This window comes from Photobacterium sp. DNB22_13_2 (assembly GCF_052873915.1).
The window spans coordinates 189805-209348 of sequence record NZ_JBNNXU010000003.1; the positions used below are offsets into that span (position 1 = coordinate 189805).

The 19544-nt window shown below is 47.2% G+C and carries 16 protein-coding genes; 5 read left to right on the forward strand and 11 right to left on the reverse strand.

Going from position 1 to position 19544, the window contains the following annotated elements; translation table 11 throughout:
• Nucleotides 1–2: 2 nt before the first annotated feature.
• From ACVA58_RS06385 to ACVA58_RS06395, 3 genes are all read right to left on the reverse strand, one after another.
• Nucleotides 3–452: a methyltransferase family protein gene (locus tag ACVA58_RS06385; protein ID WP_446509611.1), complete on the reverse strand. Its 450-nt coding sequence runs from the start codon at nucleotides 450–452 to the stop codon at nucleotides 3–5.
• 216 nt (nucleotides 453–668) lie between these two features.
• Nucleotides 669–2795 (reverse strand): methyl-accepting chemotaxis protein, encoded by a 2127-nt coding sequence (locus ACVA58_RS06390; RefSeq protein ID WP_446509800.1) that lies wholly within the window; start codon nucleotides 2793–2795, stop codon nucleotides 669–671.
• A 207-nt stretch (nucleotides 2796–3002) separates the two neighbouring features.
• Nucleotides 3003–5432 carry a zinc/cadmium/mercury/lead-transporting ATPase gene (locus ACVA58_RS06395; RefSeq protein ID WP_446509612.1) on the reverse strand — a complete coding sequence of 810 codons (2430 nt, stop codon included), beginning with the start codon at nucleotides 5430–5432 and terminating at the stop codon, nucleotides 3003–3005.
• 192 nt (nucleotides 5433–5624) lie between these two features.
• Here ACVA58_RS06395 and ACVA58_RS06400 point away from each other — a divergent pair, with 192 nt between their 5' ends.
• A complete protein-coding gene (locus tag ACVA58_RS06400) occupies nucleotides 5625–5906 on the forward strand; it encodes a hypothetical protein (protein WP_446509613.1) in 282 nt (93 codons plus the stop codon).
• A gap of 59 nt (nucleotides 5907–5965) precedes the next feature.
• Here the strand turns inward: ACVA58_RS06400 and ACVA58_RS06405 are convergent, their stop codons facing one another.
• The 6 genes from ACVA58_RS06405 to ACVA58_RS06430 form a co-directional block, all read right to left on the reverse strand.
• Complete coding sequence (locus tag ACVA58_RS06405) at nucleotides 5966–6439, reverse strand: response regulator (RefSeq protein WP_428652774.1); 474 nt, start codon at nucleotides 6437–6439, stop codon at nucleotides 5966–5968.
• Between the two features lie 11 nt (nucleotides 6440–6450).
• On the reverse strand, nucleotides 6451–7773 hold the full coding sequence (locus tag ACVA58_RS06410; protein ID WP_446509614.1) for an ATP-binding protein: 1323 nt from the start codon (nucleotides 7771–7773) through the stop codon (nucleotides 6451–6453).
• Nucleotides 7774–7783: 10 nt separating this feature from the next.
• Nucleotides 7784–9199, reverse strand: coding sequence for an SLC13 family permease (locus ACVA58_RS06415; protein WP_446509615.1), 1416 nt, complete (start codon nucleotides 9197–9199; stop codon nucleotides 7784–7786).
• Nucleotides 9200–9430: 231 nt separating this feature from the next.
• Nucleotides 9431–10852, reverse strand: a complete 1422-nt coding sequence (locus tag ACVA58_RS06420) for an MATE family efflux transporter (RefSeq protein WP_446509801.1) — start codon at nucleotides 10850–10852, stop codon at nucleotides 9431–9433.
• A gap of 176 nt (nucleotides 10853–11028) precedes the next feature.
• Nucleotides 11029–11445 (reverse strand): CBS domain-containing protein, encoded by a 417-nt coding sequence (locus ACVA58_RS06425; RefSeq protein ID WP_446509616.1) that lies wholly within the window; start codon nucleotides 11443–11445, stop codon nucleotides 11029–11031.
• Nucleotides 11446–11724: 279 nt separating this feature from the next.
• Nucleotides 11725–13038: a DUF945 family protein gene (locus tag ACVA58_RS06430; RefSeq protein ID WP_446509617.1), complete on the reverse strand. Its 1314-nt coding sequence runs from the start codon at nucleotides 13036–13038 to the stop codon at nucleotides 11725–11727.
• A gap of 268 nt (nucleotides 13039–13306) precedes the next feature.
• Between ACVA58_RS06430 and ACVA58_RS06435 the strand changes: the two genes are divergently transcribed.
• The 4 genes from ACVA58_RS06435 (at nucleotide 13307) to ACVA58_RS06450 (ending at nucleotide 17665) form a co-directional block, all read left to right on the forward strand.
• A complete protein-coding gene (locus tag ACVA58_RS06435) occupies nucleotides 13307–15259 on the forward strand; it encodes an ATP-binding protein (RefSeq protein ID WP_446509618.1) in 1953 nt (650 codons plus the stop codon).
• Nucleotides 15256–15762: a response regulator gene (locus ACVA58_RS06440; protein ID WP_446509619.1), complete on the forward strand. Its 507-nt coding sequence runs from the start codon at nucleotides 15256–15258 to the stop codon at nucleotides 15760–15762. The genes ACVA58_RS06435 and ACVA58_RS06440 overlap by 4 nt, the downstream gene beginning before the upstream one ends.
• Before the next feature lie 133 nt (nucleotides 15763–15895).
• Nucleotides 15896–16885, forward strand: coding sequence for a 2-hydroxyacid dehydrogenase (locus ACVA58_RS06445; RefSeq protein WP_446509620.1), 990 nt, complete (start codon nucleotides 15896–15898; stop codon nucleotides 16883–16885).
• 231 nt (nucleotides 16886–17116) lie between these two features.
• Nucleotides 17117–17665: a hypothetical protein gene (locus tag ACVA58_RS06450; RefSeq protein WP_446509621.1), complete on the forward strand. Its 549-nt coding sequence runs from the start codon at nucleotides 17117–17119 to the stop codon at nucleotides 17663–17665.
• 102 nt (nucleotides 17666–17767) lie between these two features.
• Here the strand turns inward: ACVA58_RS06450 and dsdC are convergent, their stop codons facing one another.
• Complete coding sequence (dsdC, locus tag ACVA58_RS06455; RefSeq protein WP_446509622.1) at nucleotides 17768–18670, reverse strand: DNA-binding transcriptional regulator DsdC; 903 nt, start codon at nucleotides 18668–18670, stop codon at nucleotides 17768–17770.
• Between the two features lie 143 nt (nucleotides 18671–18813).
• A complete protein-coding gene (locus tag ACVA58_RS06460) occupies nucleotides 18814–19401 on the reverse strand; it encodes a TfoX/Sxy family DNA transformation protein (RefSeq protein ID WP_446509623.1) in 588 nt (195 codons plus the stop codon).
• Nucleotides 19402–19544 lie beyond the last annotated feature (143 nt).

The window sequence follows — 19544 nt, forward strand, 5'->3', positions numbered from 1 at the left end:
TGCTATATCCAACGCCGAACCTGATGGCAGTACTGGCTATATTCCGAGCCAAACAAGTTAGCCAACAAACGCTCCTCTGGAAGGATTTGAAATTTCGTGAGATAGCTAACAAACCCAATAACGGCCAACACTGCCGTTACCGCAGAGCCTACAATTAACCCAACACCCAATAGGGCGATAGCCATCGCAAGATACATTGGGTTTCTTGAATAGCCAAACACACCGGAAGTCACCAAGGTATTCACATTATCAAAGCTATAAGGGTTGACCGTTGTTTTAGCCTGTTTGAACGTCATTGTCGCGACCAGCGCTATACCGACCGCTACACTCAGTAATAAAGCACCGGTAAAGAAGCCCAAGGTATTCAATGCGATAGGATAACCTGCAGGGACTAAAATCACCGCAGCAAAGATATTAAACAACAATAAGGGGGGGATTTTTAACTCAAGCATACGGTCTCTCCTTGGCTTATACCGTTTATTGCACTGGTTACTACTGCTACTATCGACATCCACCTTGATACCTTTATTGCCTGTACATCTAACCTGCAGTGATGGATTTCATCTGTTGAAATTCCGAACTACTTACTGGTTTATTTCGTGCCAGTTAACACTTTCAACTAGGCTGCAAAAAGACACCCAAAGATGCCCGTCAGTAAATTTATCACTTTATCTAGCTTGTGAAGACACTTCAAAACGATCAACTAATTGATGCAATCGAATAATTGAATTTTTGACCAAAGTGGTTCGGCGCGTCAACTGCTGTGAAGACACTTCCAAGGATGACATACTGCTCTGCGCTTTTTCCGCGGTATAGCTATGACGTTCACTGGTAGATGCAATAACGTTAATAGTGCTAAACATTGACTCTACGGCCTGTTGAAGCGTGTCACTTCGCTGGCTAGCATCTAAGATTAACGAGCTTTGCTCTACATTTTGAACCCCTTGTTCCATATAGCCCACGGCAGTTTTAGATTGCACCCGCAATTTACTAACCGTATCTCCAATATGGTTAGCCGCTTGTGATGTCTTCGTCGCTAAGTTTCTAACTTCATCGGCCACCACAGAGAACCCACGCCCGTGCTCACCCGCTCTTGCTGCCTCTATTGCCGCATTCAGCGCAAGCAAGTTTGTTTGCTCAGTAATTTCAGAAATCAACCGCACAACCTCTTCTATATGCTTCATTTCATCGTTGATATCATTCACACTATTTGCGGATGCTTTCACGATATCTTTGATCTCTTGAGTATTACTTACCGCTTGCTGATACTCTTCTTGTGCGGAATCGACCATATTCTGCATCAATTCTTGTAACTGCTGCGCTGATTGCTCTGCTTTATGGATTTCAGCTTGCTGATGGTGGGTTAATGTTAACAGGGAGTCGATAGAGCCAGAGGTTTGAACGGTACAATCATCCACCACACTGCAGCGGCGCAGCATTGAATTACTCACCTGTTCAACTTCACTGGAGGCAAAGATAATGCCGCCGACCACTCCCTCGAGGTTATCAATGAAGCTGTTAATCCATCGGCCTAAATCACCCGTCTCATCGGGATGAAATTGCTGGCTATCAAGTCTGCGCTTTAGATCCCCATCACCTTCCGCAATGGTTTTTATCACCCCTGTCATTTGCTCAAGCTGCCTTACCATAGGCATTGCGACCATATACTTGAACACGCCGTAGCCAATCAGCAGTGACATGACCATCATCAGGCCTAAAGCTGGGATCCTCAATGACAGAAAGTGCGCGAGAAATAAAGGAGGCACAACGGTAAACAACCAAATCAGTAAGTACTTATTACTCAATTTCTTGGCAAGGGAACGGTGACGGTAGACTTCTTCAAGATCGGCCTCGCACATCATCCCCCAGCGGTCGGGAGAGCCACGAAGCTGGAATGTCACCCCCTTCCCTATCACCGGAATATGGCGATAGTCGGAATAACCAGGATATTCAACATACAGGTTTTCACCTTTGGCAATTGTCTCCCTGACGCCTGGATGCAGCTTCTTGGTCGCCGGATCGGTGAATACAATTTCAAACTCGGTATGTTTCTCTATCTTGACCGCCCCCCAATCAGTTCCAATACCCGATTTCAGGTTCTCGCCATGAGAAAACGTGCTGTCTTCAAAACGTGAACGAGAAAGGGCAATGCCAGGCTGAATTGACGGTTCGAACTTCGAATCAACCATGAATATGTAGTTATCACCCGACTCACTATAGATATGCCCGGCTTCTCGCTGGATCAGATCCCCCAGCACATCATTCGGAACGCGGCCACATAGGCAACCGATGAAAGTGCCAGACACTTCTATCGGCTGATAGAACATCAATGTGACTTCATCGTGGAAACTTGAACTTGAAGGGCCCGGTGCCAACGTCTGCTTATCGATATACGGCCCATGCAGAAATTGCTTTTCACGCCCTTGAGCCAATGCGTCTTGTTGGCGATGAACTTGACCAGCATGAGCGGGAAAACTGCTTGCCGTGATCATGCCGTCGGCATTAACAATAAATAGTTCTGAAAAGTCATTATTTCGTTTTAGCAATTGACCCAGAACATTAGGCTGCTCTTGTGTGGGTTTTGTCGCGAGGTAGAACATCGCATCTTGCAGGAAGTCCCACTGTGTTTCTGTCCAAGTATGGAGCAGCCTTACCCGCGTATTCGAAATACTGTCGAATGTCTCTTCAAGGTAAGAGATCTTATCTCGGTTTAGCCAACACGCTTTGCGCATCGCCAGCTTACCATTAGGGCCAAAAATTGGGAGCCAGTTCTTTTCTTGCTGTGAGAGCTGCATTGTATCCATCCATATACATCATCCTATTGTTTTAAATGCAAAAAAAATACCAAACTCAACAATTTGGTATTTTATGGTTTGATAGTGGATCATAGGGATAACACACTGAGATAAATGATAAAAAACTTAGCATGACCACTTCCAGTCAAAATTGGTGCATCACATTGAAGTGTTGCACCAATTTTGGGCGAATCATTCCAAGTCAATCTATTCCTTGTAGTTGAACTTCAACAGACGCAGTGCATTAAGGGTGACTAATGCCGTTGCTCCGCTATCGGCCAATACCGCAACCCACAAGCCTGTCATACCCAGCAAAGTGGTAATCAAGAAAACCCCTTTCAACCCCAGTGCCAAGAATACATTCTGTTTGATGTTGGCCAAGGTAGCTTTCGACAGCGCGATCATCATAGGTAGTTCAGCGACCCGGTTATGAGTCAACGCTGCATCGGCAGTTTCCAGTGCCACATCGGTACCACCGCCCATCGCAATACCAATCGATGCCGTTTTCATTGCAGGCGCATCGTTAATACCGTCTCCGACCATAGCGACATTGGTACGCTGGTTGGCCAACTCTACATGCTGTACCTTGTCTTCCGGTAACAAGCCTGCTTCAAACGCTATACCGATTTCGCCAGCAATTGCGGCTGCAGCTCGCGGGTTATCACCCGTTAGCATCACCGAGTGGATCCCCATTTCTTTGAGCTTCTGTACCGCTTTGGCACTGTCTGCACGCAAGTTATCACGCCAAGCAATGAGCCCTACTGGCTGCAAGTTCCGAAGCGCAACCACCAAGGTCTTCCCTTCTCCCTCTAGGCCATAAGCTTGCTCTGACTGCTGCGCTGTTAGCACGACACTTTCAGGCAAGCGATTTGCGGCTACCAGCATCAAAGTGTCACCTTCGATATTCCCCTGAATACCACGTCCAGGTAACGCTTGTCGTTCTTGTGCTTCTTCAACTAACAAGCCACGTTCTTTGGCAGCATTGACCACAGCCTGTGCCAACGGGTGGGCAGAGCCCGTCTCTACCGCTGCTGACTGACGCAATAAGCGCACTTCATCACCATCCCAGCTGACAATATCTGTCATCACAGGTTTACCCTCAGTCAGGGTACCGGTTTTATCAAAAGCAACGGTGTCGATTCTTCCTAACTGTTCAAGCGCTGCACCGCCTTTAATCAAGGCACCACGGCGCGTTGCCGCTGCCAAGCCAGATGTAATCGCCGCCGGAATCGAAATAACCAGAGCACATGGGCAAGCAATCAAGAGTAGGGTTAAGCCTTTGTACAACCATTCGTCCCAGTTTTGCCCGAATAACATCGGTGGGATAACGACGACCAAAGTCGCCAACACGATCATGGCAGGGGTATACCAACGGCTAAACCGATCCACAAAACGCTCAAGTGGCGCTTTGCGCGACTCCGCATCCTCGATCAGGTGCAAAATACGATCAATGGCATTCGCGCCCTGCTCTGAAATTATACGCAGGCGCACCACTTTATCTGCCACCAGAGCGCCCGCCATTACCTGCTCACCAGGCAAGCGTTCAACCGGTACGGATTCGCCGGTTAATGCACTTTCATCAAAACTAGCCGCCGTATCCAATAGCTCTACATCCGCGGGCAAACGACCACCCGGTGCCACTTCGATGACATCACCCTGTTGAAGCTCACTGGCCGACACTTGCTCTTTGCTCCCATCGGGCAAAATACGGCTAGCTGTTTCCGGCACCAAGGCCATCAGCGATTTCACCCCACTGCGCGCTTTTGCTGAGGCATAGCCTTCCAATTGCTCACCGATAAGGAATAACAGCAGCACCATGGCCGCCTCTGCGGTTTCACCCAAATACAGAGCACCAATGGCAGCCACACTCATTAGGGTCTCGATAGAAAATGGTGACCCACTTTTTGCCAGCCTGATGGCCTTGCGTGCGATGGGCAGTAACCCTACCAGCGTGGTTGCCGTAAATGCCGCTAACCCCATGGTTTCAGACTGCCTGCTAACTAAAAATGAAATCAGCATCATCGCCGCAATCATCAGAACAGGCAGGTTTTCCTTGAGTAAGCTTGCAGGCTTATCTTCTTCTGATGCGCCACCAGCGGTATAAAGCGGGAACCCCGTTTCTCGGCTTTTAGCTACAATATCGTCCGATATTGCAGCAGATTGACAATTGACGACCAACTTTTCAGTGGCAAACATCACTTTCGCGGAAGCAACACCATCAAGACCATTAATGGCCTTTTCTAATTTACTGGCGCAACTTGGACAGTCCATACCGCCGACTTTCCAACTTAACGTTGTACTATGAGGGGCAGGAGGAACATCATCGGTCGTATTTTCTTCGCTCGCTGGACTGCTACAGCCACCAGAGCTACAACACGACGATTCAGCCGCTACCTCTGCGGAAGTGATTTTATTAACTGAAAATCCTGGAGAGGCACCGGAAGCAGGATCGTCATCACCCGACGATAGTTCCGATTCTTGCGAAATTGATGAGGCTTGCGTTGACGTTGATTGGCAACTGCCTGATGTGCAGCACGAATCGGGGCTGCTGTTTTCAACCACAACCGAAGACTGGCCTACGCTGGCCGCTTTCACAGAATGAACATGTAACTTCTTATTATTGCATTGGGCACACATGGCCTTCTCCTTGTTTTTGTTATCTATGGTTTGCTTACCATGTCTATAACTATAAACCTTGGAGCTAAGTCTAAGGTCAAGATTCAAAATGCAGTTCAACGTTTAAACCTACTAAAATCTCCTCTTTTGAGTCATAGACAATTACTACAAGCACTTTATAATCACGCTCCTTACTCCTAATGAATGCTCACTATGTCCCGTAAACCCGATCGCCGCACGGCAATGCTACAGATAATCGAGCAAGTTAAGCTTGAGCTGCCACTTTATGATTCAGATACTTTTGTCTGTGGCCCTGATAACAGTTGCATCGGTTGCCCCAAAAAACTGATGGAAATGTTGGAATCTGAGGTTTCTTACTGGGAGTGTTCATTAGAGCGAGGCGATTCGCCGGATTTCGACGACATTTCTCGCTTTGGCAAAATGTGCCGGAACATCAAGCGTGGTTTGGTTAGAAATAATATTGTGGCTGCCTAGACAAGAATTTCATATACAAAAAAGCAGGCTGTGCCTGCTTTTTTGTTTTATTTACGTCCTTAACTCAAACGCCTGAAAACTACACCATTATCAAGGATCTCCATCCATGGCTGGTAATCCATCCCCATATCAAAGATATATTCGGTGATAAGGCTGCGTGCTGTCGTCAGCAAGCTATCGGCTTTCCAAGGCTTTTCGAAATAGCTTTCGATACGAGCGCGGTTAATCGCCACGATCGTGTCTTGGTGTGTTGCCTGACCGGTCAGCAAGACCTTCTTGGTTTTGTGAAAACGGGCATCCTGCGAGATCTCTGTCAGAAGCTCTACACCAGTTTTACCCGGCATCACATGATCTGAGATCACCAACGCAATGAACTCGCCTTCGGCATCCAGTTCGTCCATCAATTCAAGTGCTTCGTCCGCTGACTCACAATCTTCAACATGGAAGAAATCATTCAACGGTGACAAATCTTTCAATACAGCGCTGAGTACTTCCCTTTGATCATCTACACAGATAATGTTTAGTTTTTCCATGAACCATTCCCTTACGCGATTGGCAATTTAATACGAAATTTCGTTTTTTCCGGGTCACTCTTCAGTGCAATGGTGCCACCATAACTGTTGACGATCCGTTGTACTATCGAAAGGCCCAGCCCTAATCCGAACGACAACCCACCTTTTTTGGTTGTAAAGTTAGGTTGAAATACTTTGCGCCGTGTCGCTTCATCGATCATCGGCCCGTTGTTGCTAATCGTGATCAACAAACGGTTTTTAGAATGCCGCGTTATGATCTCGATATGCGGCTCACCGGTATGCTCCATGGCATCACACGCATTCTTGATAATATTGACCCACACCTGCACCAGCTCAGTGGTACTGGCGGTAATGGTCGGCAGTACTGCCGGGCGCAAGACCACATTGACCCGCCTTAAATTACTTTGTAGCAAAGCCAGTGACTTGTGGATTGTATCGTTAACATCAACCTCAGGCTGGCGTGCATTGTCTGTCCCACCAAGCTGCTTCACCGAGCGGACAATACTGGCGGCATGTTTCGAGGCCAGCCGCATATCGTGCAGATCACGTCCGATATCCCAATACTGTATGGCCTCATCGAGATTCTCGAGCCAGTAAGCTGGTACTTCACCGTCTGGCACCGCACGAGCAAGCTGTCTGGCCGGCTCCCTTTCAAGACCAAGATCTTGCTGTAGCTGTTTAGCGCGTTTGCGGGCCTGTGCCGAAGTCACAGCCTGACCATCGCAAATACCAAGATCAAGAAACGGACTGACTTCCGGTTTGTTCTCTTCCAGAAAGCGGCAAATGCCGTGCTGTAACCCTTCAGTTTTACTGCTCAAGACCCCGACCGCATTATTGAGCTCATGGGCGATACCAGCAGCGAGTTGACCCAAAGTCGTCATCTGCTCAGCCGCATAGAGCTTTTGCAGTGCCTTTTCTTTTTCGATCGCCTGCAGTCCAGTCATCATTTGCCGCTGGGCCAGTTCATGGACCATGACGGGCATAAACTGCTCGGCCAGAGAACCAAACGTTGTAGGTTCAACTGGTTGGGTTTTGAGATCAATCCACGCGATTTCGCTGTCTTTTTCCGCCACAACCGTTGTCGACGCCATCAATGTTTGGGCAAAGAAGCTATGAACCCCGAAGAACATCCCTTGCTCGACCCTAAACACTTTTGCCGTCACATCAGCGTCGTTCTTGAGGTAACCAGACAACTCACCCTTTTTCACCCAATACAGTTTGTCGTTGTAACCATCTTGTACCAACACCTGTGTCCCGGCCTTGACCGCTTCAGTCCTAGCTGGGTCACAGAAGTACACATCGATGATCCGCTGCATGGCTTTTGGTTGATGCATGGTGTCTCTCTTAAATATGGTCAATCAAGTGCAACAGCCAAATCATGACAAAGCTCAGCAGTACACCCACAACGCCAATGATCACCCCAACACGGGCCATCTGGTTACTCTGCACATGACCGGTGGCATGGGCAAGGGCATTCGGGGGGGTACTGATAGGCAACGACATACCCAGCGATGCAGCAAAAGTTACAACTAGGATCAAGGTAATCTCGCCACCCAGCGGTACAAGCGACACCATAGACGTACCTAATGCGGCCATAATTGGCATCAACAAGTTCGCCGTCGCGGTATGGGACATAAAGTTAGCCATCACCAAACATAGTAGCGCTGAGCCAGCCAGTACGATATATGGCGAGAAGCTATCGAACGGAATGCTGTGCACCATCAACCTTGCCAGCCCTGTTTGATCCAAGGCTAAACCAAGCGCAATACCACCCGATACCAACCAAAGCACATCCCAGGAGATCTTTTTCAAATCTTCCTTATTAATAATGCCGGTCAGTGAGAACACAGCAACCGGGATCAAGGCAACAGTGTAAGAGTTCATACCGTGGGATGAGCCCATCAACCACAGAATAATCGTTAGGGCGAAGGTGACATAGACGGTGATTGCCTTCGGCGTCATCAAGAATTTGCCCTTGATGGTTAGCTCTATTTTTTCCTGCTTGGCAGGATAAAATGCATTGATCAGCACCCATGCAAAAACCAGCAGCACTGCCACAAACGGTACACCGAAGAACATCCACTCACCAAAAGTGATCAAGTTGTCACCGGTCAGATATTTCAGTGCAATCGCGTTAGGCGGGGTACCGATAGGAGTACCAATACCACCAATGTTTGCCGCTACTGGAATACACAGAGCAAACGCAATTTTACCTGGATCCTTGGCACCAAATAGCGCAATAACCGGCGCCAAAATAGACAGCATCATCGCTGTGGTCGCGGTGTTCGACATGAACATAGAGAAAATCGCGGTGATCAACATCAGTCCGAACATGACATATTTCGGCTGGGTACCAAATGGCTTCAACAACACACGTGCCAAGTTGACATCAAGGCGGAATTTGGTTGCCGCCATTGCGAGAAAGAAGCCCCCCAAGAACAGCATAATGATTGGACTAGCAAAAGTCGCCATAATGTCGCTGTAGCTGAGCAATTCACCAAAATGCGGCTGCCCTTCTGCCGAGCGGAACAAATATAGCCCTTTATCGGAGAGCAACATGAGTTCCAATACGATAATGACAACGGAAGTTGCATAAATAGGTATCGGCTCCAACACCCAGCACAAGGCCGCCAATAAGAAGATCGCGATGACACGCTGCTGGACAATAGTTAGCCCTTCGACGGGAAACGCTGACGCTGGTAACATCAGAATGATGAGTGGAATGAGAACGGGTATGATCACCCTTAGATATTGACGCATGTTTACATTATTCCCTTAAAAACACAGAATCTTTGTGTCTGTCACTGCTGATAGAGATACTTCATCAATGAATTAGCGCAGCAGGATCAGCGGTACCGGTAGCGCTTCTTGTCTACCGGTAAAAATCTAGATTGGGTAATTGTGCGTCTAAAGGTAGGAAGTTTCACCGAAACAGATCAATAAACCAGTGAAATATAACTCTTTTTGATGGTTGACATTAACCAAAAAAAATCAAACTTTGGTTTCTGTTGCGAGCGTCTCTTCAATCACGTCTTCATGCCCCATATAGGTCCGTGATGAACAGAACGGGGTTAATGGCACACTTGGCTCGAGAATATCTTGCTCTTCCAGTTTCTGTTCATGCTCAGTGGCCATTTTTCTGACCTGATTAACCACTAACATACCGCTAATAATCCCGAACACTATGGTTCCCGCAGCCTGACCTAACAATACCCCTTCGGCTCCGCCAAGTTTTCCGCCCAGCCAGACAAAAGGAATCGTCCCCAAGGTCGCTTTGCCCATATTGAGTGCCGTCGACCATGTCGGCCGATTGAGGTTATTGAAGGCCGCATTGGCGACAAACATTGCGCCATTGAAAATAAAGGTAATCGCAACATAGCTACAAAACACCGACAGTATGCTGGCAGCATCGCCTTGCAAACTAAATGCTGCTATCAGCCAATCCTGCGAAGACCACAGTATGATAGACACCAGCACGCAGTAACCACTCACAAATAACAACGCATCTGATAGTGAGCGTAAAATACGATCCCAACGCTCGGCACCAAAGTTTTGCCCAATGATAGGGCCAATTGCGCCAGAAAGAGAAAAGACCAGAGCAAAACTCACAGGCATGATACGGCCTATAACAGCATACCCAGCGACATAACTCTCACCAAACTGCGCAATGTTGCTGGTTACGATGGCATTACCTATCGGTGTCGCAGTATTGGTTAGTATCGCTGGTAAGGCAATGGCAGATATAGGCAACAAAGAGGAGAAAAATGCTGATACCTTGGGACGTGCGACCAAGTTATGATGAACAATAATGGCGTATAAGGAGAACACCATTACCGCAAGCCTAGCAAAAACGGAAGCTATCGCGGCCCCTTCAACCCCCATCGAAAAGCCAAAGATGAACAAGGGATCAAGCACGGCATTCACACCTCCACCGATCAATGTGGCATACATCGAACGGCGAGCGTCACCGATACCACGCAATGCCGCGCCAGCCGACATGGAAATCGCGATCATCGGCGCGCTAGGCAACAAAATGGTCAGATAATCCGTTGCGGCTTCCGCTACTCTTCCTTCAGCCCCAATCATAGATAGCAAAGCCTGAAGATTAGACATCATTCCATAGACAAGAAGAGCGCTGAAAATAACGGCAAATATCATTACGTTGACCGTAACCAAGCGGGCTTTATCCCGTTGGTTGGCCCCCAAGGCCCGAGATACTAAGGCCCCCATGGCAATAGAGGTGCCGATAGAGGCGGAGGTAGAGAAAAATATCAGGGTACCTGCAAAGCCAATCGCCGCCGCTAATTCAATTTCACCAAGCAAACTGATGAAGAACATATCAAGCAAATCGACCAAGAAAAGCGCCATCAAGCCAACCGCACCAGTACCGGACATCACTACGATATGCTTCATGGTAGATCCGATGATGAATTTAGCGTCTTTAGGATGTGATTTGTTCACATCTAAAGAGGGACGACGGGGATGTTTGGCCACAGGTTCTCCTTGCTGGTATTCAGGCTACCCCTAACGCTAGGTATATAAGAAAGGCGCCCATGGCGCCTTTTCTATTTTAATTTAGTCGATAGCTGTTAAACAGGGTGCTTGAAACAGTCACCAATTTGATTACTAATCGCCGTTAGCACATCACGTCGAGTAATAACCCCTGCCAAGCGACCGTTTTCTACAACAGGGTAGATTTTCGGTTTTTGTCCAGCCATTGTATCTGCCAGCTCAATAATAGAATCTTCAGGAGATACAGTAAGCACTTCAGAGTGCATACATTCTTCAACCGTATGGGTGTCCTGACAGTAATACCCTACCTTGAGGAGTTTATGAATCATGTCCTGTTCAGACAGAAAACCAACCACTTTTCGAGTTTCATCAATAACCGGCCCACCGATCTGCTTTGCTGAAAGTAGCTTGTCCAGAGCTTTGGAAAGAGACATTTTTGGTTCGAATGTCACCGGACGCACATTCATATAATCCTTAACCTTCAACGACTCCATACATCCCCCTAATTCATGATCGCCGGACAACCCACTACTCTGCTGATTGCCCTGACTATAACTTTTTAGATTGGCTCTCCCACTCCGGGAGCACCTCCTTTTGATATAAGTGTCGTCTATTTCCTTGAAATTACTAAATTGAAATAAGCGATTTTATCAATAGAGATTACCTATCATCATACCAAAACACTTTGATAAGGCAGTTCTCTGAGGGAAATAGAAAACAAAAAACCGCCGTTGGAAACGGCGGTTTTTCATTATGGAGGTCCAATTGAAAGATTACATGAATAACATAAACAACATAGCAAACGGCAGTTGGTCACCATTGGAGAGGATCACCTTGTCACCTTCAATCTTCATATCCAATAGATAATGGGTGGCATTGCGTTCCACAATCGCACTCTGCTCCAGCATGTCAACACGCTCACTCAGTAGCGGATCTGCTTCAACTAAATCTACAGGCAAGCTAAGGTGAATATCACCACCCAGTTTCTCGGCAATTTGACCGATATTTTGGGAGATATTGCTGATACCCGGCTCGACAGCCATGTTCAAACTGCTAGTTACCTGCCCTTCCGGGGCTAAAACACTTAAATCACCAATAGAAAAGGTAAGTCCTTTAGCTACCAACGAATCCAATGCTGCAGACACTTCCATTGCTTGTTGTTCAGTCAATGGTTCTTCCAAATCATCAGTCATATCTCCCAATAGACTCAACGACGGGTAATCGAGCTCAGAGAAAGCCATTTGGAAGTTGAAGTTTTGGTATTCGCTGCCGTCCAGCATTACCAGATTACCCACCTGAATATGGTTTGAATTAGAAAGCTGAAGTTCAGGCTTTTCTTCTCCCTCCGGAGTTTCAGGCTGAATAAGCACATTTTCCATGCCAACGACGAGCTGCGCCACATCCACACTCTGATCGGAATTCAAATCGCTAAAGCGCACTTCATCAAGGCTCAGAGATTGGTCACCAATCCAGAACTGACCGTCGAGATATCCTTTACCGCCCCCTTTTAAGCCTTTAAGCACCATCTCTTCATGCGCTGTTGTGGTGAGGTTCGCGGATGGAAGTTGGTATTGGAATTCACCCGCGCCTTTCGCATTGACCGTTCCCTGCATAACAAACGATGACAAAGCAACATTGGTTCCGCTAACTTCTGTCTCTTCGATAGGATTGATCTGGAAAGTAAAGTCCGTTTTACGGGTCATCGCCGTGTTGGTCGTAAAGGTAACAGGTGCAACACCCTCACCCCATAATGTCTTCACCATTGGCTTGAGTTTATCATCCACCAGCAGCTCACTCGTGGAAGAAACACTCATAAAGCCATGGCTTACGTGGTGCTTAACAAACCAAACGGTTGGTAAGCCTTCATCTTCAAAAAGAAATTTCAGCTCATCTTTTAGCTCAATTTTAGATACCGCTTCGGATGTTAGGTATCCGCGCTTATAGGTGTCATTGGACACGGCAAGATACGGGTTTTCATATTGACCAAGCGTATCAAGATAAATGCGCTCGCCAATTTGCCCCGTGGCAAAAGGCCAGCACAGTGCCACAACCACAGCACCGCCAACCGCACCGATTTTTCCTAGCATTATTATTAGGTCCCAGATCTAAAGATGAAAAACTCAGTCTATCATAGCTTGCTGAACAATAAATTTATCAATATTCATTGATTTAGAGAGCATTGTTGTCAGTGCTCCCGCAGATTAGTCCACAGTCACACCTTGGATCATCTGCAATATTATTCTCACACGATTGCTAGATGGCTCTCAGTCAGGAGTGTTGAATTCTTATACACTTAATACAAAGTATCTAATCATAACAGCAACATAGCAATATTTTGACGTGAAGGGTGTAAAGGTGAATAGTTTTGCGATTGTCTGTTTGGACGACGACCCGCTTGTCGTGGAAAAGCTCAATCAGGATTTAGCGGCTTTTGCCGACCTGTTCGATATCTATAATGCCTACAGCATTAACGAAGCCAACGAGATACTGGCTGATATCGAAGCTAAGAATCAGCGGGTTGCGATGGTGATTTGTGACAACGAGCTGGGCGATGACAGAGGTGTCAACTTCCTGGTTTCACTCGACCAGTATCCAGCCAGCAAGCAGGCTCGCTCAGTGCTACTCAATGATATGCCGCAGCTTGATGTCATCATGCAGGCGGTCAACGAAGGGCGTCTGCACTATTGCCTTACCAAACCGTGGAAGCCACAAGAGCTCAAACAAGTCCTCGTGAAAGAACTCACGCATTTCGTACTGAAACATCCGGATGAAGACTGCCTCAAGTACAGCCAACTGCTTGATCACCGTAGGATCCTCAATGCCCATATAGAACGACAGATGTCGCGATTCCGCTCAGGGTTTATCCAGCATAGCCACACCCTCGACGATACCACCCTGGCCACTCAGGTGATCGATGCCCTGCATGATTTCTTTGCCAGCAACGATGACACCCGCGCTTGCCGCAGCTACAGCGCCAATCATATCCTTACCCAGGAAGGCGAACCCAATGACTTCCTCTGGTTCATCACTTGTGGCGAGGTTGCGCTATATAAAAAGGATGAGCATGGGTGTCGCCATGAGGTGGTAAGGGCAGGACCCGGCCATCTCGTCGGCGGGATGTCGTTTATCTCTGGGGAAACATCATTTTCAACCGGCGTGACTCTGTGCGGCACCGATGTCATCAAACTTGACAGGGAGCTCTTTAATAAAGTCATGAATTCACGCAGTGAGTTACTTCCCCTGTTTACTAACCTTCTCATGCGCAACTTCAACCGCCGCCTGAAAGGGAGCATTCAAACCGAAATGCGGTTGCAACAAACCCTGAAATCATTGGATGAAGCTTATCACCAGCTGATCGACAAAGAAAAAATGGCGATGCTCGGGCAGTTGGTAGCAGGTGTGGCCCACGAGCTGAATAACCCCGTTTCTGCAATCTTGCGCGGCAGTGATACCCTCAAACAAACCATCGGCAGCATTACCAAAACCACACTCAGTCATGAGAACCAAGATCGTGGTAACGACATCATGCAACAGGCAATGCTATCAAGACCGCTGTCTACCTCTGAAGCCCGGCAACGTGCCAAGCAATTAACCGATGTGCTCGGTGATAGGCAGCTTGCCCGTAAGACGGTACAGATGGGAATTGATGACGACGACCATATTCGTCAATGGTTACTCCCGCAAAAAGGCAAGCTTCCAGAAGTACTTTCCGAGTGGGAGAATTACTATCAGATGGGTAATTTCCTGCGATCTATTAATATCTGCGCGCAGCGGATTGCCGATCTGGTCAAAAGCCTGAAGAGCTATGCGCGGCAAGATGATGAGTCCGTACATTCTGTTGACCTCCATGAAGGGCTGGAAGACACCTTGGTGATCTTCGAAAACAAACTCAAGCGTCACCAATTAATCAAAGATTACAGCTCGCTTCCGCCACTGCATTGCCAACCTATCGCATTGCAACAAGTCTGGACTAACCTTATCTCCAACGCGCTTGATGCCGTTGACGAACCGGGACAAATTAAAGTCACCACCCGACAAGTCACACTTGATGATCCCGCAAAACAAGCGATTGAAGTCATGGTTGAGGACAATGGCAAGGGGATCCCGCCAGAACAACAAGACAAAATTTTCGAACTCAATTTCACCACCAAGCGAGAAGGCAACTTCGGCCTTGGGATTGGATTATCTGTCTGCCAGCAGATCATCCACCAACATAATGGCAGTATCAGGGTCGAATCCGAACCCGGCCTTTTTACCAGAATGATAGTTACTTTGCCTTTGGGCGAGGCACTTAAGGAGAGCCTATGAACAAATACCTGATCCTTTGCGTAGATGATGAGCGGGAAGTACTCGATAGCGTCATCAATGATCTGCGCTCGCTGGAAGAGCATTTCGTTATCGAAGCAGCGGAATCGGTTGACGAAGCCAAAGAGGTACTCGCCGATACCATTGCCGATCATATTCCGTTAGCACTGATCCTGTGTGACCACATTATGCCAGGTGAAACAGGTATCGATTTCCTCATTGAGCTCAAGCACCAGGAAGAATCCAGCAATGCCCGAAAGGTGCTGCTTACCGGGCAAGCAGGCCTTGAGGAAACCGTGCAAGCAGTCAACAATGCCAGCTTGGATTACTACATCGCCAAGCCTTGGAACGGTGACCAACTCAAACAGATCGTTATTGATCAGCTGACCACCTTTGTGATCGACAACGAATCGGATACGGGGTTGATGGCATGGATCCAGATCCTTGATGCCAATCGGATCATGGAAGCACTGAGCCATCGCAGGTTATCGCTGTCTGACGTATAACCCTACAAATTTAATTGTCATACAAACCTTTTCGGGATAGGGCAAAAAGTGTTATCTTGGTCACAAAACAACAAGATCAATTACACTATTCCAAGGCTTATGCCGAGGTAGAGTCAACCCGAAAAGGTGATCCATGAAAGTTGCAGTCTTCAGCACCAAAAAGTATGACCAAAACGCCTTCGAACTGATTAATCAACACTATCACCATCAGCTCGACTTCTATGATTTCCGTCTGACGCTACAGACTGTCAAAATCGTTCAGGGCTATGATGCAATCTGTGCCTTCGTTAACGATGATTTAAGCCGTCCGGTGCTAGAAGCCCTCGCGCAAAACCAAGTGAAGCTGATCGCAATGCGCTGTGCCGGCTACGATAAGGTCGACCTTGAGGCAGCAAAATCATTGGGCATTCAAGTTGTCCGCGTTCCAGCCTACTCCCCAGAAGCCATTGCCGAACATACACTGGGCCTGATGCTGAGCCTCAACCGCCGGATCCACCGCGCTTACCAGCGTACCCGCGATGCCAACTTCTCGCTGGAAGGCCTGACAGGTTTCAACTTCCATGGTAAAACGGTCGGGGTGATCGGTACGGGTAAAATAGGTATTGCAACAATCCGTATCCTAAAAGGACTCGGCATGAATATTTTGGCCTATGACCCATATGAAAACCCAATTGCTATTGAGTTAGGCGTGGAATACACCAGCTTGGAAAAAATATACCACCAAGCAGATGTCATCACTTTGCATTGCCCGATGACCGAAGAAAACTACCATATGCTCAATGCCGACGCATTTGCCAAAATGCGAGATGGAGTGATGATTATCAACACCAGCCGCGGGGAGTTACTCAATTCCAAAGATGCTATCGAGGCATTGAAAAATAGTAAAATTGGCTCTTTGGGCATTGATGTCTACGAAAATGAAAAAGATCTGTTCTTTGAGGACAAGTCTAATGACGTAATCAAAGATGATGTTTTCCGCCGTTTATCAGCCTGCCATAATGTTCTCTTTACTGGGCACCAAGCCTTCCTGACCGAAGAAGCCTTGGGCAACATCGCGGATACCACGCTGAGCAGTATGAAGCAGTTTGAGAGTGGACAGCGTTCAGGTAACGAGCTGGTGTAGGTGTTCACCGTTACAACATGCACGGATATAAACGAAGGGTAGGCTTACTCTTGCCCTTCGCCCCATCATTACCATCCCATGGGGACTGATCACATAATTTTACCAATTTTGTCGGCTTTTATGTTCAATACTTTAAAAACAAGACAGCAAAATTCTACAAAACTGCTATGAACACTCGCTTATGTCTATTAAAATAGTTCAATTATTTTTAGCCCATTGGACTAATTTGTCATGCGTAAAACCCTAATTGCTTCAGGTCTTGTCCTGGCATCTGTTTCAGCGGTACAGGCGAATGCCCAGCCGACAATGAGCAACTTCAGCTACGACTACGCTGAAGCGCGTATTGGTATTAGCCCGCTGACTTACGGTGCTGGTTTCAGCACTTCAATCCACCCGAATGCCCACATCACCGGTAGCGTCGACACTGAGTTCGAGAGCGATTGGGATGCAACACTCGGTGTAGGCTTCCATGCCCCCGTTAACAACTGGGCAGATATCACCGGTGAACTCAAAGCACGCAGTGCTAAAAACAAAAGCGCACTGAAAAGTTCAAGCGGTAAGTTTGGTGTTGAAGTGAACTTGGGTGTTCGCCAGTGGCTAGGTCCACAACTAGAAGTTGGCGGTACTATCGGGCACATTAACATTGACGAGTTCGAAGAAGTCACTGGCAGTGTTTACGGCCGCTTCCACGCCACAGAACTATTCTCTGTCGGCGTTACCGGTCGTTTCAACGAGCTTTACGGCGATCAAGTCATGCTGTCAACGCGATTTAAGTTCTAATCTTCCATATAGACACAGACAGATTACAAGCGCCTTGCTAATGCAGGGCGTTTTTATTTGTGAAGGTTAATACCAACCTGGATATGTGGGCTGGTATAAGTACTACTGCACTTCACCCAGCCAATCGATAAACGCTTTCACCCGAGGTGACGTCGCCATCTCGTTACGGCACACCAAGAAATAGTTTTGAGGTGAAGATACCGAAAGTGTAAAGGGTGTAACAAGCCGTCCGGATTCGAGCTGCTCGGCGATGAACGACGCCCGCCCGATAGCGACACCAATACCCCGCTCCGCAGCCTGCAGAGCCAAATCAGCCCGGTCAAAAGTACACCCGGCCTCCGGTAGCACCACACCATTTTGCTGTGCCCAGTATTGCCATTCATCGTTTTTTCCTGCTCTAGCCCATGGCGCAGCATCATGCAACAACATGCACGAGGTCAATTTTGCAGGGTTACCGTATAAACAATGCTGCTGGGCATACTCATGGCTACAAACAGGTACCATGCTTTCGTCCATCAGCTTGACCACATGCAGTCCAGTGTATTTCCCATTACCAAAATAAATAGCACAATCGAAAGACTCGGTATGGAAGTCCACTAGCTCATTTCGGGTTCGCAAGTGAAAGCGTAGTGCGGGGTATTTTTCCAAGAAACTACTCAGTCTTGGTAACAGCCAACGCTGGGCAAAAGTCGGCGGCACAGACACATTGAGATCGCCGCTTAACTCAAGGGTACGTAAATCCCTTAGCTCATTGGCTATATCGCCAAAGTTAAGTGCCAGAACTTCCTTTAACCGTTTGCCTTCATCGGTCAGTGTGAGCTTTCTAGGCTGGCGGATAAACAACTTTACGCCTAAAGAATCTTCTAAATTTTTGATCTTATGGCTTACCGCACTTTGCGTCAGGCATAGAATCTCCGCCGCACGAGTAAAACTCATTTGATCGGCTGCAATAAGAAAGCAATGGAGCCCAGACAGCACGGGTCCAGTCAAACGTGGTAGTCGCATATATCTTTAAACAACATGGATTTATCAACACATGATATACCTAAATGTCCTGAGATTCCTCCCTCGACCCATCAAGAGCATAAAGACAAAAGCCACTGCTTATGGCAGTGGCTTATTTATCTTTTAAAATTAATGGTTACAACTTATTGAACATCACGTAATAAGCGCTGCTTCTGCTCTTCTTTCAGCAATGTCCAATGACAACCGTCAATGGCTCCGGCAAACATCCACAGCAACTTCACATCAAGATCTTTACCATGGCTCTGTCGGACTTTACGAAAAACCTCTACGGCTCCCAATGAGAGGAAGCTACTGACATCCGGAACGCCGGCTTTTTTCACCATTCGCTCCAGTGTCAACCGCATATTAGGCAAGTCCCTGATTCTTTTGCTTTTATCAGACATTTTATAACATTTATCAGAGGTTGAGATGGCAATTGACTCCTTGACCAAGCCCGAACAAGTCTCTGAATCTGTTTTGTATATATGGGTAATATCGTAATAGTTTACAACCGCAGTGGTGCTACGTTTGATGTGCCTGAACTTTTCGCAACCGAGCAAAGTAAAATGTTGGTCGAGATTGCTACCACCACGAAGGAATATAGCCTCATCGTTGATGATTGCGTACATTGCACTCTCTATAAAGATACCTGTACCACCGAACATGGAACGTTTTTCAAACCCACCAAATTCGCGCAAATAATTAAAGATCTCTTCCCTGAACCCTAGCAAAATTTATCTCCCATTAATTGTTAATGGCTTATTTTTCCTGAAGCGCCGCACTGCATAGCGTCATTAAATTGACTTTGACACACAAAAATAATATTCGCCACATATGAAACAATGAACACTTAAAAGTGAGAATTCAGACATAT